The following is a 14,650-nucleotide window of genomic DNA, read 5'->3' as shown; positions in this document are numbered from 1 at the left end:
CTTTTTACCTAATCTCGCTTCCTTAGCTACATAAACAAATTATTGCGATCGCGTTCTCATCGTGGACAATGTTCAACCATGGGTTGCGTTAATATCAATTAAATCAATAATTTTATTATATCAAGGGATGGATAATGGACAGGAATACTCAGGGATTCACATCATACTGGCGTAATTCTTTAGCCGATGCCGAATCAGGGAAAGGGGCATTTGAGCGTAAGGATGCGGATAAATTTACTCGTTGGGTGGACATCAGCACGGGACGGCTGGATGAAGAGACTGTTAATGCGTTTTTTGAGGGTGAAGGTGACACGGTAAAAACCGTTGAGGTAGTGCTACGACCTAAAGCCTGGTTACGTTTGCTACAGCACGGCAAAGAGCGAACGGCAGGCGCTCCTGGAATAGTCACACCGCTGGTATCATCTGCGCTACTTAATCGCGAAGGTTTTTTGTTCCCTACTTCATCGGCCACTATCCCCCGTGACCTGTTAGAGCCTCTCCCAAAAGGCACCTTCTCAATTGGCGAGATGGCGCAATATGATAGATACAAAACCACGCATAACTCGACCACCTTTGAAGTGGATTACGAACAGCAATACGAAGAGGAAAATGACGAGCAGCGAGCCCAGCGGTATGAGAAGCATCAGCTGCAGTGGCAAAAGTTTCAGACTGAAATAAGCAATTTGCTGGAATACGTAATCGGACAATGGGTCGCCACCCACGAGCAATATGAACTCGCCGCATATGGTTATGTTATAAAAGCCAACCAGCCCGGCGGTGCCAGCCGCCATATCCTCCCTCTGTATGATCATCTTCGGGTGTGCAAGAAAGAGGTTCCGCTATTAACACGCTTTGCTTCGACTGCCAGGCCGATCCTGGAACCGTTGCTTGCATCTAATGCGAAATTCAGCGAGCGATTAGGCCATTCAGGAAATGAATTCCCGCTTGCTGTGGCGCAGCGCGACGCTCTTAGCCATTATCTCACGCAGCAGTCGGGCGATATCCTTGCCGTCAATGGTCCGCCGGGAACTGGAAAAACTACACTTGTTCTCTCTATCATTGCTACTGAATGGGTTAAAGCGGCATTTAACAAATCTGAACCACCGGTAGTGATTGCCACCTCAACCAACAACCAAGCCGTTACCAATATCATTGAGGCCTTCGGTAAAGACTTTTCCACTGGAACAGGGGCTATGGCAGGGCGCTGGCTACCGGAACTAAAAAGTTACGGTGCTTATTTCCCTTCTCAAATGCGTGAAGCTGAGGCCGCTAAAAAGTACCAGACTGAAGACTTTTTCAACCGTGTGGAATCTACCGAATACGTTGAAGATGCGCTGGTACTTTATCTTGAGAGGGCAAAAGTAGCGTTCCCATCTGCGGAATGCCGTTCTCCAGAACAAGTTGTGAATCTACTACATGAGCGTTTAACCGCGCAGTTAGCTCAGCTTAAACATATTGAGCAGGCCTGGAGGAATTTGATCCGCATTCGCGAGGAGCGGATCCACCTTAGCGAAGACCTCGACCTTTATATTCACGATAAAAGTAAGCTACTGCTCGATAGCATAAAAGACATTGCGTTGTTAACTCAGGGTAAAAAGCAGTGGCAACAGTATCGTGCCAGCGAGTCGATGCTCTATGCGATCTTCTCATGGATTCCCGCGGTTCGTACAAAGCGCCACTATCAGATTAACCTCTTACTCGACACTACGTTTGGTGCAAGGATGGCCGAGTTTAAGGGCTCAGCGCCGGAAGATGTTGATGCTTATATCGACGGGCTTATTGCTCGCGCCCAAAAAGAGCAGGCCGAGTACCAGCAGCAGATTGATTTTGCTCAGGAGGTTTCCAGACGTGAAAGCGAAGCTCTGCGAGTTTGGCATGGTTTTTCGGTTTCCTTGGGACATGCGGGCAAAGATGAGATAACCCTTGCTGTGGCTGATGCGCTCGCCGATACGGCTATCCGATTCCCGGCATTTCTTACTGCATCTCACTACTGGGAGGGGCGATGGCTGATGGACATGGCCGCCATTGGCGATCTTCGAAAGGAAAAAGGTCGTAAGGGGGCGAAAGCTACCCTGGCTCGCTGGCATCGAAGAATGAAGCTCACCCCTTGTGTGGTGATGACCTGTTACATGCTGCCTCGTCATATGGTCATTAGCGAACATGTTGGCGGCGCTAAGAAATTTGAATCCGGATATTTTTATAATTTTGCCGATTTATTAATTGTTGATGAAGCGGGGCAGGTATTGCCGGAGGTAGCCGCAGCCTCCTTCGCATTAGCAAAAAAAGCGTTAGTAATTGGCGATACGGAACAGATCGCACCCATCTGGAACAGTTTGCCGGGCATTGATATTGGCAATATGGTTGAGGAGAACCTCCTCCCTGTCGGCACTCAGGAAGCGCTAGCGGAGGCTTATGCGCTTATATGTGATTCAGGGAAATGCTCGGCATCGGGCAGCGTGATGAAAATCGCCCAATTTAGCTCGCGCTACCAGTATGACCCGGATCTGGCCCGCGGCATGTATCTGTATGAGCATCGTCGCTGTTTCGATAACATCATCGGTTACTGTAACGCGCTCTGCTACCACGGCAAGTTACAGCCAAAACGGGGCGGTGAAAAAGAGACACTTTTTCCAGCGATGGGTTATCTGCATATTGATGGGTTGGGTAAACGGGCAAACGGTGGCAGCCGATACAACACTTGTGAAGCCGAGACAATAGCGGCTTGGCTGGCGACCCATAAAGAAGAAATAGAGCATCATTATGACAAACCACTGCATCAAACGGTGGGAATCGTAACGCCATTTTCGGCGCAGGTGAACGCTATTAGAGCCTCATTGAGTAAGCTGGGTATTAACTGTGGTGGAGATGATGATTCACTGACAGTCGGCACTGTTCACTCCCTGCAAGGTGCAGAAAGAGCAATCGTGATCTTCTCCCCAGTTTATTCCAAACATGAGGATGGTGGATTTATCGACAGCGACAGCAGCATGTTGAACGTCGCGGTCTCCCGCGCTAAAGATAGTTTCCTGGTTTTTGGGGACATGGATTTATTTGAGATCCAACCTGCCTCTTCGCCAAGAGGATTATTGGCAAAATACTTGTTTGCACAAGACAGCAACGCATTAGCGTTTGAATTTCAGGTACGTAAAGACTTGAACGCAGCCCAGATGCCCGTTTCTACGCTACATGGGGTAGATCAGCATGATGCATTTCTGAATCAGACATTGGGTACAATCGAGAAGAGCATTACCATTGTCTCTCCTTGGTTGACCTGGCAAATGCTTGAGCAAACTGGCTTTTTAAACTCAATGATTCAGGCACGTGCTCGCGGTGTTGATATTACTGTGGTGACGGACAAGCATTACAATACCGAACATAGCGATTATGAAAAGCGTCAAGAAAAACAGCGGCGGCTTCACAGCGCACTGGAAAAACTGAATGAGTTTGGTGTTACTACTAAGCTGGTCAATCGCGTTCACAGTAAAATCGTAATTGGGGACGAGCGTTTACTGTGTGTTGGTTCGTTTAATTGGTTTAGCGCCACACGAGAAGATAAGTATCAACGGTACGATACGTCGATGGTGTATCGCGGAGATAACTTAAAAGGTGAAATTAAAACGATTTACACGAGTTTGATTCAACGCCAATTGTGAGACGGAGCCACATCATTTCCGAGGTGAGTTTGGCGTTATGTGTATCAAATTAATAGCGCCAAGCCTTTTTTCGCCGTCAAACGGCAGCTTAATGGAAACGGCTTAGTAAGTTGCTTGCACCTTTAAGATCCTCTTAAGAACTCTTCGTATAATAGCGCCCATCAACTTAAACCTAGAGTTCATCATGAAAAACACCCTGATTTCCCTTTCGATTCTTTTCTCTGCTTTGACTGTGACTTCGGTTCAGGCTGCCAACCCAGCCACCGGCTGTGACGCCAAAAAACAGGATATCCAGCAAGAACTGGCGATGGCGCGTGACCACGGTAATCCAGCGCGCATCGCGGGTTTGGAGAAAGCGTTGCGTGAAGCTAGCGAACATTGCACGGACAGCGGCTTACTCAAAGCGCGCCAGGAAAAAGTGGCCGAGAAGCAGTTGAAAGTGCAGGAGCGTGAGCAGGATTTACAAGAAGCGCAGGACAAAGGCCGCAGCGACAAAATTGAGAAGCAGCAGCGTAAACTGGCCGACGCGCGTGAAGAGTTGAAACAAGCACAGGATGCATTGACGCAATAAACCGGGCGTCCCGCCCAGAAAATTCGCGCTTTGTCTCAAAATTCTCCCGCAGAGATTTTTTTCATCCAACTGTCGGGATTGCATGGCAGAATGGCGCTCCGGTGAAATCAGTGGAGTGCAGAAGCGATGACAGTTGAAATTGAGCAGCGTATCTACGAGCTGGTGCGACGTTACGACGGCGTTTACCTGTTTAAGCAAAAAACGCTGACGCCGCAAATTGATATCGATAGCGATCTCAACTTCGAACGTGAAGAAGCTGCTGCGCTAATGGATGAGTTCTTCGGCGAGTTCAGCGTCGATCGCGGCGGATTTGTCATCGAAACCTACTATCCCGATGAGCCCTCGCTGGCGCAGATTCTCAATCCATTCAATAAGCGTGAAGTGCCGGTGGTACCCGATTTCACGCTGGGAATGTTGATTGAATCGGCGAAAGCGGGGCGCTGGCTGTACGAGTAACAGCAGGCTCAGCGCCGAGCCTGCCGCCTTTCACCGCTTCACGTGCACGCCAAAGCCGCTCTCTTCCGCTACAAACTCCGCTTTCAACGTCAGCTCAGGAATCTCATAGTCGCCGCCGTTCTGCTGACGGTAGGCAATTGGCGCCGTTTCTGCCAACGTATCCAGTCTCGTGGCCAGCGCATCGCACCAACCAGCAAAACGTTCTGATGCCGACTTTTGTACCCGATAGAAAACCAGCGGCGGCAGCACGCTAAAGCCGGGATAAAACAGCATGCCGTGCTGAATCGGGAACAGCAGATCGTTAATCGGGCCGTTAATGCCGCGCGGGCTGTAATGCGATTCCCATCCACCTGTCGTCACCACCAGCATCGCGCGTTTGCCGCTGAGATTGCCTTCGCCGTAGCGATCGCCCCAATGCTGTTCATTGTGCTCGCCCACACCGTAGGCAAAACCGTTAGCGTAAACCCGGTCAAACCAGCCTTTCATGATGGCGGGCATCGAAAACCACCACAGCGGAAACTGGAAAATTACCGTATCGGCCCAGCGTAATTTTTCCTGCTCGGCGGCGATATCGCCAGCCTGCAGCTGATGATCGTAGGCGAAGCGTGAATCCACTGTCGCATCGTAATGGTCACCCACTAATGGGGCGCGCGTGTCATCAGCATCGAGCTGCACTTTCCACTGCATCGCATAGAGATCAGAGACCTGCACCTGATGTCCGGCATGCTGCAAATGCTGCACGGCAAAGTCTTTGAGTGAACCGCTCAGCGAACGCGGTTCCGGATGGGCATACACAATCAATACATTCATGGGCTTAATCCTGTGAGATGAAAACCACTGCAGATTAAGTCGGTGCTGGCTATAGTAGAAATCAATTGCTGATATCTCAGGTATAGACAGAGTGAATATCAACTCACTGGATTTGAATCTGCTGCAGACGCTCAACGTGCTGTTAACCGAACTCAACGTCACGCGCGCGGCGCAGCGCCTGCATCTCTCGCAGCCTTCTGTCAGCGCTCAGTTGGCGCGATTGCGTGGACATTTTGACGATCCGCTGTTGTTGCCCGGACCGCGCGGCATGCTGCCGACGGCGCGTGCAGAAGCGTTGCGTGAGCCGCTGCGTCTGGCGCTTGAGGCGGTAGAACGTGCTGTCGCGCCGCCCGATACCTTTAATCCGGCCAATGCCGAAGTCACCTGGCGCATCGCCGCCACCGATTACACCTCGTCGGCTTTGGTGCTGCCCGCCCTCAACTTGATTCGCGCTGCTGCACCGCAGAGTCGTATGGCGATTCTGGCGCTCAATCCGCCGCTGATAGCGCAGCAGTTGGAAAAAGGTGAGCTGGATGTGGTGTTTCATACCGGCGATAACGCGCCGCCGACGTTGCATCAACGCAAACTGTTCAGCGAGCGCTACGTGCTGGCGGGACGGCGCGATCACCCACAATTGCAACGTCCGCCGACGCTGGATCAATTCTGCCAGCTGGAATTTGTCATGGTGTCGCCGGATGGCGGCGGCTTCAGCGCCGCCACCGATACTGCACTGGCGAAGCTGGGACGTTCACGCCGCGTAGTGTTGTCGGTGCCGCATTTCTTGTTTATGCAGGAAACGCTGGCGAACAGCGATTTGGTGGCAGTGCTGCCCGAGCGGCTGGTGCGTCATGCTTCGCAGCTTAAGGTAATCGATCTGCCGCTGGAGGTGCCGGGCTTTGATATTTTGCTGCTGTGGCATGAACGCCTGCATCGCGACCCGGCTCAGCAGTGGTTGCGGCAGCAGATTGTGGCGGCGCTTTAAATCAGCTTCGCCGCAAAAAATTCACTTCTCCCGCATCACAAAAATCATCACACTAGCCACCTTTACCATTATGGAGAGATGGCATGATTACCCGATTGCTGCTGGCGATATCGCTACTTGCCAGCCTGAGTGCGCCGCTGTTAGCAGATCAAGACGGCGTCTCCTTTAGCCACAAAGACTGGGAATTGGCCTGCGATAACACGCTGACCTGTCGCGCCGCCGGTTACAGCGCCGAAGAGGGCGCGGGCGGCTCGGTGCTGCTGGTGCGTGCCGGTGGCCCCAATGCGGTGACGCACGGTCGCGTGGTGCTGGCCGATACCGGCGATGATGATTCTAAAGTGGTGAACAATTTAGCGCTGTGGATTGATGACCGTGCGCTGGGCGACGTGGCGAAAGCCGACAACGACGAATGGACGCTGACGGATGAACAAACCCAGGCGCTGATCAACGGTATTAAAGGCAGCGGCAAAGTGGAGTTTCGCGGTGGCGAGGAGCCTTTCGATCTCTCCAGCAATGGCGCGTTTGCGGTGCTGCTGAAGATGGATGATGCGCAAGGTCGTCTTAGCACGCCGGGCGCGCTGGTGCGTAAGGGCAATAAACCGGAAAACAGCGTACCGGCAGCGGTGGCGATGCCGGTGATTCAACAGGTGAAAGTGGTGAAGGCTGATGCGCGTCCTTTGACGGCCGATGAGCTGGCACTGTTGAAGCCGAAGCTGATTGCCTCGCTCACCGATGACGACAGCTGCGACAATCTGGCACCGTCCGACGATCAGCCGGAAGAGGGCGCGGAGCCGCTGACGTTAACGCCGGTCGATGATGCGCACGTGCTGATCGCCGCATTGTGCTGGCGCGGGGCGTATAACGAAGGTTATGGCTATTGGCTGATCGATAAAGCGTTGCAGGGCGCTCCGCAACTGGTGACGGATTCCGGCTCTGATTACAGCGAAGGTGTGATCTCCGAAGCGCAGAAAGGGCGCGGCATCGGTGACTGCTGGAGCACGGCGGCGTGGGTGTGGGATGGCAAAGCGTTTGAGCAGAGCAGCGATGCTACCACCGGCATGTGCCGCGCGATTCGCGCGGGCGGCGCATGGCAGTTGCCAACCTGGGTGACCGAGGTGAAAGCGGCATCGCTGCCGTAGGGTGCGCATTTATGCGCGCCTGGTTGTCAGGTCGCCATAAATGGCGACCCTACAAATGGCGACACTACTTGCCGCAGCACTGCTTATATTTTTTACCGCTGCCGCATGGGCAAGGATCGTTGCGGCCGGTTTTCTCGCCGGCAAAGTGCGGCAGTTGAGGTTCTGGATCGGGCTGCGCCATGCGCTGTTCCTGCCAGTATTCATGCAGCTCCAGCGCCGCAGGGCGAATCGCCTCGATGCTGGCTTCAAACTCGTCCGGCGTGAAGGCTTCGCGCTTCGCCAGATGATCTTCGCTGCCGTGCAAGGCAATCGCCTCCATCATCGGCTGCAGTGATTCTGGCAGCAGCGACCAATCTGCATCCAGCGCCACGCCGCGCAAATAGCCGTAGCACCAATCTTCCACCACGGTGAATTCCTGGCCTTCCATCTCTTGCGTGCCAAACAGCGGATCAAACTGCTCCGGGAATTCGGCCAGGCGCTCGGCGATGTCGTTGAGATGCTGGAACGTCAGCGTCATAAAACGATCCATCTCGCGCTCATTCGACCATTTTGGAATGTGCTTTTTGCCGCCCCACATCGCCACCAGCCATTCGCTCGGTTCGATGTCGTTCGGACCCGAGAGCAGCGCCGTCAGCATGCCATCCAGCTCAGCGGTGTCCACCACCGAGTGTTCGTTGCCGTATTTCTCCAGCATATCTTCAAGCCAGTTCAGCTCTTTTTCAGTTAACGGACCCTGGTTCATACGGCATCTCCTGCTTTCATTGATGGGCAATGCCCAAAGTTAATTGGCGGCGATTATAGCGGGAAGCGGGCGCGATTTATCGCTTTTTGCATATCGATTGCTGAACCTCTCCTAAAAATGATTCGCCATAACTTATCGCGCAACAGTATTGGCTGCTTTTGTCGACAGATGGCAGCGTAAAGGCAGAATTTTTCTGCATAAAGGATGCAAATTATGGCCAGCACATTGCCGGTACTGGATTTAGCCCTGCTGGAACTGCCGGATGCGGAACAGGCGCAATACCTTGCCGAACTGCGCGAAACCGCGCGTGACGTCGGCTTCTTTTATCTGGTGAATCATGGCATCAATCCGCAACTGCTGCAGAACGTGCAAAGCATCACGCGCGCGTTCTTTGCCTTGCCGGATGAAGAGAAGCAGCGCGTTTCGATGATCCATTCGCCGCATTTTCGCGGCTACAACCGCGCGGGCGTGGAATATACCCGTGAGCAGCGCGATCAGCGCGAGCAATTTGATATCGGTGCAGAACGCGCCGCGCTGCCGTTGCAGCCAGACGATCCAGCATGGAAGCAGCTGCAAGGGCCCAATTTGTGGCCGCAGGCGCTGCCGCAGCTGCGTCCGGTGATCCACGCGTGGCAGCAGGCGATGACCGACGTGGCGCTGCGTTTACTGCGCGCCTTCGCCAAATCCCTGGCGCTGCCGCCGGACGCTTTTGATGCGCTGTACGGCACGCATCCCAACGAACATGTGAAGCTGATTCGCTATCCGGGTCAGGATGCCGCTGCCAGCCAGCAAGGTGTCGGCGCGCATAAAGATTCAGGCTTTCTGACCTTTCTGTTGCAGGACGATCAACCTGGGTTGCAGGTAGAAGTCACGCCGGATCAATGGGTTGATGCGCTGCCGAAAGCGGGCGCTTTTGTGGTGAACATCGGCGAACTGCTGGAAATCGCCACCAACGGTTATCTGCGCGCCACCGTGCATCGCGTGGTGTCGCCGCCGGCAAATCAGCAGCGCATCTCCATCGCTTTCTTCCTCGGCGCGCAGCTTGATGCCGAAGTGCCGCTCTATCAGTTACCGCCGCAGCTGGCGGCAGAAGCGCGCGGACCGACCAGCGATCCCAGCAATCCGCTGCTGCGCGAAGTGGGTTGGAACTATCTCAAAGGGCGTTTGCGATCGCATCGCGACGTGGCGCAGCGTTATTACGCTGACACTCTCAATAGCGTTAAATCATAAGAAACTAAGGGAAGCAGATGAATAAAAAGGTGATAGCCGCGTTAGCGATGGTTTCGGTGTTCAGCAGTTACGCCTCGGCGGCCGCGCTGCGCGTGGCGGCAGATGCCGTGCCGCACAGCGAAATCCTCAACCACATCAAACAAACTGACAAGAAGCTCGATCTTAAGGTGATTGAACTCAACGGCAACCTCAACGCCAACGAACTGCTGGCGCGCGGTGACGTCGATGCCAACTACTTCCAGCATGTACCTTATCTGCGCGATCAGGAAAAAGCGCTGGGCGAGAAATTTTCTGTGGTTGCCACCGTGCATATTGAGCCACTTGGCATCTACTCGCACAAAGTGAAATCACTGAAAGATCTGCCTGATGGCGCGCAAGTGGCGGTACCGAATAATGTCACCAATCTGAGCCGCGCACTTTATCTGTTGCAGGCCAATGGTTTGATCAAACTGAAGAGCAGCAGCGCCAATACGCTGGTGACCTCCGCAGACATTACTGACAACCCGCACCATCTGAAGATTATCGAAGTGGAAGCGCCGCAGCTGCCGCGCGCGCTGGATGATGCGCAGTTGGCGATCATCAATGGCAACTACGCGTTGCAGGCTGGTTTAGTGCCGTCGAAGGATGCGCTGGCGCTGGAACAGGCGAAGGATAATCCATATGCCAACGTGCTGGTCACCACGCCGAAACTGGCGCAGGATCCGCGCATTCTGGAATTAGCGAAAGATCTGGAGTCAAAGCAAACCGCTGAATTTATTAACCAGCACTACAAAGGATCGGTTATTCCCGTTAATCAATAATCCCCGCCGCCACCTGGTTTTGGCAGGTGGCGCTGACTTTCTTCTGTGTTATATTTCGCCACCAACACCCGTCGCACCCACTATAAAACATAAAAATTCGCTCAATCCATTGCCATGATTATCTTTGCCAGGAATAAACGGGTGCTGTGCCATCGTTTAATAACATGCATCATTCTGCTGGGCATGAGCGTATTGCTCAGCGCCTGCGGCACCTTGTCGCAAACCTCCGCGCCCGTCAGCGATAAAGTCTATCTTTCGCACGCGACCTTTAATGAAAACGTCGATGACATCGTGCGCCATTACATGCAGCAAAAGCAGGTTTCCGGCATCAGCATCGCCATCATCCATCAACGCAGCCATCCTAAATTTTACAGTTTTGGCGTCACCGATGCGGTGCACCGTTATCCCATTACGCCAGACACCTTATTTGCGCTTGGTTCGCTGAGTAAAGGCATCACCGCTGAGGTGATTATTGAGCTGGTGGATCGCGGCGAACTGCACTGGAACGATACGCTCGCGACGCTTTTGCCGCCCAACGTGCCGCTGAGCGCTGATGCCAAACGCATCACGCTGTTGCAGCTGGTGACGCACACCTCGGGCTTGCCGCGTCAGGATATGGATTTGCCGATGTTCATGAAATTTATGGGCTATCTGCGTAGCGGCGAGAACTTTTACGGCAACCTCGACAGCGACGCAGTGCTGGATTATCTGGCCGACTTTGACGCGCCCGCGCATCCCACCGCGCGCTATTCCAATCTCGGCTATGCGCTGTTGGGCTACATCCTCAAACATCGCTTCCATCAGGACATCGAAACGCTGGCGCAGCGCAATCTGTTCCAGCCGCTTGGCATGACCAGCAGCAGCTTCAAGCCGCAGAGTCTGCGCGGTTATCCGTGGCGTGCACTCGGCCATGCGGGCGATCAGCCTAAGCTGATTCCTCGCGGGCAAATCACGCCGGATTGGGCGTTTAACAACAATATGGTGGCGGCCGCCAGCCTCTACAGCAACGCGCGCGATTTGATTCGCTATCTGGATGCGCATCTGCATGACGGCGCGGGGGCTTCGCTCAACGCAGCCTTTGCGCAGGTTAATCACGGCTACGAGCAGCACGGCAATCAGTCTCAAAATATCGCCTGGGTAACCGATACCTACGGCGATCAGCAGATCACCTATCAGGTGGGTTATATCGGCGGCTACTCGAGTTTTATTGGCTTTGATAAGCAGAACGGCAATGCAATTGTGGTGCTGCAGAACGCGTTTAACTGGAGTAACTATCTGGGCATCGCGTTATTGATGGATCTGGCGCAGAAAGCGCACGACAAAAACTAACATGGTTGCTTGCAATTTTACTGCGCCAAAAAACGCGTGAGCTGAGGTATGCTGAGCAGCGAAATTTGACGCGCTAAGCGCGCCGGGGGAACCTTCTGCGTGCTTAACTTGTCAGTTAAATGGACAGTTAATAATTAACCAGAGTGGAAATCACCAATGCGCAGGACACACGTCAATCTTCTTTCTGCAGGAATTTTTCTGGGCGCTTTAAGCCTTACTCCGGCCGCGCTGGCGGAAGGCGAGCAAACAGACGCCGTACCGATGCCGCCACAAGTGCAGCAAACCGCACCCGACGCGCAAACCCAGGCGCCGGCCGCAGACCCGCAAACGCAGGCTCCGGCAGCCGATGCGCCAGCCAGCAATGAACCCGCTGAATCCAGTGGCGATGTCGCGCCAATTCGTCCACCGCAAAGCGGCAATGCGACGGCTCCGAATAACTACGATCTGACTACCATCATCATCGACTACAAAGAGTACAAAGTGGGCGATGTGGTGCCAGATGAGTATCGTAAAAAGCAGTACACCATTGTTGAGTGGAAGCCACGTCATCTGCCAGCGCCGCAGCCAGGCACGCACTGGGCGTACATCAATGCCAACTACATCCTGATCACCGATGACAGCGGTAAGATCGTGATGGGCAAATCAGGCGAAATCTTCTTCCGCGGTTAATTCCCGCGTAGCAGACGCGCTAACTGCGCGACGCCCGCCGTAATTTGGCTGGTGCTGGTGTTACCGTAACCCAGCACCAGCCCTTGTTGCTTCTGCTCACCCGAATAAAATCCCGACAGCGCGCCCGGCGCGTAGCCGCTCTGGATCAGCCGATCCACCAACCTCATATCGTTTTGATCCGCTTCCAGTGATAACACCAGATGCATGCCGCATTCGCCGCCCAGCAACGGAACCTGTGCGCCAAACGTTTGCTGCAAAGCCTGCCGCAAAGTTGCCTGGCGTTGACGGTACAGACGGCGCATTTTGCTCAGATGACGGCTAAAATCACCGCTGCGTAAAAACAGCGCCAGCGCCTGCTGCTCAGGACGATTACCGCCGCGCAGCAGTTCATGTAGCGCAGGGCGCAACGGCGCGACCAGCTGTGGCGGCAACACCATAAAGCCGAGGCGCAGCGCCGGAAACAACGTTTTGCTGAACGAGCCAACGTAGATCACCGGCGTTGGTTGCGTCATGCCCTGCATGGCGGCGATCGGCTCGCCGCTGTAGCGAAAATCGCTGTCGTAATCATCTTCAATAATCCACGTTTGCTGTTGCCGTGCGGCCGCAAGCAGCGCCAGACGACGCGGTGCGCTCATGATCACACCGGTGGGATATTGGTGCGTTGGCGTAGTGTAAATCAGGCGCGGCGCACGCTGCTGCCAGTCCTGCGGCTGCGGTGCCAGCCCTTGTGCATCAACCGCTATAGGTTCAATACGCATATCTCCCAACCGCATCGCCGCTTTCGCGCCGCGATATCCCGGTTCCTCCACCCAACCAATGTCGCCTGGGCTGCTGAGCAGCGCCACGCACAGCGTTAATGCCTGCTGCGCGCCTTCGGTAATCACGATTTGTTCGGGCGTACAGCGCACGCCGCGCGCCAATGCCAGATGCTGCGCCAGCGCTTCACGGAGCGTGCGTTCACCGAGCGGGTCGCCGTAGCCCAGCAGTTGCTGCGGCTGATGCAGCATCACGCGGTTCAACCCCCGCCGCCACTGAGCCAGCGGGAAATGTGCCAGCGAAGGAACGCCGGGGCGCAGCGCCATCTCCTGACTGAAGCTGCGATGGCTGGAACGTAGCTGAGCGATGCGCGGCGACAAGGTGATTTCGCTGCTGGTGTGCGGCTGATTTTCCTGCGGTAGCTGCGCCATATTGCTGATGCGGCTGCCCTGGCGATCGCTCAGCAAAAATCCTTCCGCCTGCAGCTGCGCCCAGACGGCGATCACCGTATTGCGCGAAACCGCGAGATCCAGCGCCAGCTGGCGTGTCGCGGGTAAGCGCGTTCCGGCGGCGAGTTTGCCTGTCAGAATCGCCTGCCTGATACGCTGAAACAGTTGTTGTTGCAGCGTCTGCTCGCCGTTGGTTTCCAGCGGGGCCAGTAATAATCGATGCAGCTCAATGTCACTCATTTACGCAGTTCCGTGGATCCATCAATTTCGGGCATTGTGGCGCTTTTTAACACGCCAGCAAAGTGGCACTCTGCATTTCTGGTCCTGACTGATAAAGGAATTGAGGAATGTCGCAACACAGCAATGCTTACGGACAACCGGTAGGATTTCCGCTGCCAGATTGGCAACCCCGCGCCTGGCCGAACTATGAAACCTTCACCGGTGACTATTGCCGCCTGGAACCGCTGAGTGCCGAGCGCCATGGCCGCGAACTTTATGCTGCCTATGCGCTGGCTGCAGATGGGCGTGACTGGACCTATATGTTCGCCGAACCTTTTGCCGATGAAGCAGCCTATGTTGCCTATGCGCGTAAGCTGGAAAATGGGCGCGATCCCCTGCATTTCGCGGTGATCGATCCGGTTAGCAATCGTGCGGTCGGCAGCCTGGCGTTGATGCGCATTGATGCGACAAACGGATCGGTGGAGGTCGGCCACGTCGCCTTCTCGCCGCTGCTGAAGCAAACGCGCATGGCCACCGAAGCGCACTATCTGCTGATGCGCTACGCATTTGAGCAGCTGGGCTATCGTCGCTACGAGTGGAAGTGCGACAGCTGCAATCAGCCATCACGCAACGCGGCGCTGCGTTTAGGGTTTCAGTTTGAAGGCACCTTCCGGCAGGCGATTGTCTATAAAGGCCGCAGCCGTGATACCTGCTGGTTCTCGATTATCGACAGCGACTGGCCGCAGGTGAAACAAGGCTTCGAACGCTGGCTGGCGGCAGAGAACTTTACGGCGGAAGGGGCGCAACGCGAAAAACTGGAGGCGCTGCGCGCGTAGGGTGCGCAT

At 54.6% G+C, this 14,650-nt stretch carries 13 protein-coding genes; 10 read left to right on the top strand and 3 right to left on the bottom strand.

What is annotated here, in order from left to right; all coding sequences use genetic code 11:
• Positions 1–134: 134 nt before the first annotated feature.
• From FHW71_RS11980 to FHW71_RS11970, 3 genes are all read left to right on the top strand, one after another.
• Positions 135–3,653 (top strand): AAA domain-containing protein, encoded by a 3,519-nt coding sequence (locus FHW71_RS11980; protein WP_179451919.1) that lies wholly within the window; start codon positions 135–137, stop codon positions 3,651–3,653.
• Positions 3,654–3,837: 184 nt separating this feature from the next.
• On the top strand, positions 3,838–4,224 hold the full coding sequence (locus FHW71_RS11975) for a DUF1090 domain-containing protein (protein WP_179451920.1): 387 nt from the start codon (positions 3,838–3,840) through the stop codon (positions 4,222–4,224).
• Positions 4,225–4,350: 126 nt separating this feature from the next.
• Positions 4,351–4,680 (top strand): DUF1493 family protein, encoded by a 330-nt coding sequence (locus FHW71_RS11970; protein WP_008107769.1) that lies wholly within the window; start codon positions 4,351–4,353, stop codon positions 4,678–4,680.
• 30 nt (positions 4,681–4,710) lie between these two features.
• Here the strand turns inward: FHW71_RS11970 and FHW71_RS11965 are convergent, their stop codons facing one another.
• A complete protein-coding gene (locus FHW71_RS11965) occupies positions 4,711–5,490 on the bottom strand; it encodes an NAD(P)H-dependent oxidoreductase (RefSeq protein WP_154181762.1) in 780 nt (259 codons plus the stop codon).
• Between the two features lie 91 nt (positions 5,491–5,581).
• Between FHW71_RS11965 and FHW71_RS11960 the strand changes: the two genes are divergently transcribed.
• Both FHW71_RS11960 and FHW71_RS11955 read left to right on the top strand, forming a co-directional pair.
• The gene (locus tag FHW71_RS11960) at positions 5,582–6,472 is read left to right on the top strand and encodes a LysR family transcriptional regulator (RefSeq protein WP_179451921.1); all 891 of its coding nucleotides are present in this window, start codon (positions 5,582–5,584) and stop codon (positions 6,470–6,472) included.
• An 83-nt stretch (positions 6,473–6,555) separates the two neighbouring features.
• Positions 6,556–7,611, top strand: a complete 1,056-nt coding sequence (locus FHW71_RS11955; protein WP_154181763.1) for a DUF1176 domain-containing protein — start codon at positions 6,556–6,558, stop codon at positions 7,609–7,611.
• A gap of 64 nt (positions 7,612–7,675) precedes the next feature.
• Here the strand turns inward: FHW71_RS11955 and FHW71_RS11950 are convergent, their stop codons facing one another.
• Positions 7,676–8,353, bottom strand: coding sequence for a YecA family protein (locus FHW71_RS11950; RefSeq protein ID WP_154154382.1), 678 nt, complete (start codon positions 8,351–8,353; stop codon positions 7,676–7,678).
• Between the two features lie 210 nt (positions 8,354–8,563).
• Here FHW71_RS11950 and FHW71_RS11945 point away from each other — a divergent pair, with 210 nt between their 5' ends.
• From FHW71_RS11945 to FHW71_RS11930, 4 genes are all read left to right on the top strand, one after another.
• Positions 8,564–9,583 (top strand): isopenicillin N synthase family oxygenase, encoded by a 1,020-nt coding sequence (locus FHW71_RS11945; RefSeq protein WP_353620991.1) that lies wholly within the window; start codon positions 8,564–8,566, stop codon positions 9,581–9,583.
• Positions 9,584–9,600: 17 nt separating this feature from the next.
• The gene (locus FHW71_RS11940; RefSeq protein ID WP_179451923.1) at positions 9,601–10,383 is read left to right on the top strand and encodes a MetQ/NlpA family ABC transporter substrate-binding protein; all 783 of its coding nucleotides are present in this window, start codon (positions 9,601–9,603) and stop codon (positions 10,381–10,383) included.
• A 183-nt stretch (positions 10,384–10,566) separates the two neighbouring features.
• Positions 10,567–11,712: a serine hydrolase domain-containing protein gene (locus FHW71_RS11935; RefSeq protein WP_218889283.1), complete on the top strand. Its 1,146-nt coding sequence runs from the start codon at positions 10,567–10,569 to the stop codon at positions 11,710–11,712.
• A gap of 156 nt (positions 11,713–11,868) precedes the next feature.
• The gene (locus FHW71_RS11930) at positions 11,869–12,381 is read left to right on the top strand and encodes an RcnB family protein (protein ID WP_061718197.1); all 513 of its coding nucleotides are present in this window, start codon (positions 11,869–11,871) and stop codon (positions 12,379–12,381) included.
• Here FHW71_RS11930 and FHW71_RS11925 read toward each other — a convergent pair.
• Positions 12,378–13,826, bottom strand: coding sequence for a PLP-dependent aminotransferase family protein (locus tag FHW71_RS11925; RefSeq protein ID WP_179451925.1), 1,449 nt, complete (start codon positions 13,824–13,826; stop codon positions 12,378–12,380). The genes FHW71_RS11930 and FHW71_RS11925 overlap by 4 nt on opposite strands.
• A 107-nt stretch (positions 13,827–13,933) precedes the next feature.
• Between FHW71_RS11925 and FHW71_RS11920 the strand changes: the two genes are divergently transcribed.
• Positions 13,934–14,641, top strand: a complete 708-nt coding sequence (locus FHW71_RS11920) for a GNAT family protein (RefSeq protein ID WP_179451926.1) — start codon at positions 13,934–13,936, stop codon at positions 14,639–14,641.
• Positions 14,642–14,650: the final 9 nt, after the last annotated feature.

The sequence above is a fragment of the Enterobacter sp. Sphag1F genome, assembly GCF_014193275.1.
GTDB classification, from domain to species: domain Bacteria; phylum Pseudomonadota; class Gammaproteobacteria; order Enterobacterales; family Enterobacteriaceae; genus Pantoea; species Pantoea symbiotica.
The sequence above is the reverse complement of the archived record's forward strand: the minus strand, read 5'-3'. Positions and strand labels throughout refer to the sequence as shown.

What these genes read in the sequence shown, in the direction of transcription:
- FHW71_RS11980 (WP_179451919.1), top strand. Translation starts at nt 135, where the DNA reads ATGGACAGGAATACTCAGGGATTCACATCATACTGGCGTAATTCTTTA.
- FHW71_RS11975 (WP_179451920.1), top strand. Translation starts at nt 3,838, where the DNA reads ATGAAAAACACCCTGATTTCCCTTTCGATTCTTTTCTCTGCTTTGACT.
- FHW71_RS11970 (WP_008107769.1), top strand. Translation starts at nt 4,351, where the DNA reads ATGACAGTTGAAATTGAGCAGCGTATCTACGAGCTGGTGCGACGTTAC.
- FHW71_RS11965 (WP_154181762.1), bottom strand. Translation starts at nt 5,490, where the DNA reads ATGAATGTATTGATTGTGTATGCCCATCCGGAACCGCGTTCGCTGAGC.
- FHW71_RS11955 (WP_154181763.1), top strand. Translation starts at nt 6,556, where the DNA reads ATGATTACCCGATTGCTGCTGGCGATATCGCTACTTGCCAGCCTGAGT.
- FHW71_RS11950 (WP_154154382.1), bottom strand. Translation starts at nt 8,353, where the DNA reads ATGAACCAGGGTCCGTTAACTGAAAAAGAGCTGAACTGGCTTGAAGAT.
- FHW71_RS11940 (WP_179451923.1), top strand. Translation starts at nt 9,601, where the DNA reads ATGAATAAAAAGGTGATAGCCGCGTTAGCGATGGTTTCGGTGTTCAGC.
- FHW71_RS11935 (WP_218889283.1), top strand. Translation starts at nt 10,567, where the DNA reads ATGAGCGTATTGCTCAGCGCCTGCGGCACCTTGTCGCAAACCTCCGCG.
- FHW71_RS11930 (WP_061718197.1), top strand. Translation starts at nt 11,869, where the DNA reads ATGCGCAGGACACACGTCAATCTTCTTTCTGCAGGAATTTTTCTGGGC.
- FHW71_RS11925 (WP_179451925.1), bottom strand. Translation starts at nt 13,826, where the DNA reads ATGAGTGACATTGAGCTGCATCGATTATTACTGGCCCCGCTGGAAACC.
- FHW71_RS11920 (WP_179451926.1), top strand. Translation starts at nt 13,934, where the DNA reads ATGTCGCAACACAGCAATGCTTACGGACAACCGGTAGGATTTCCGCTG.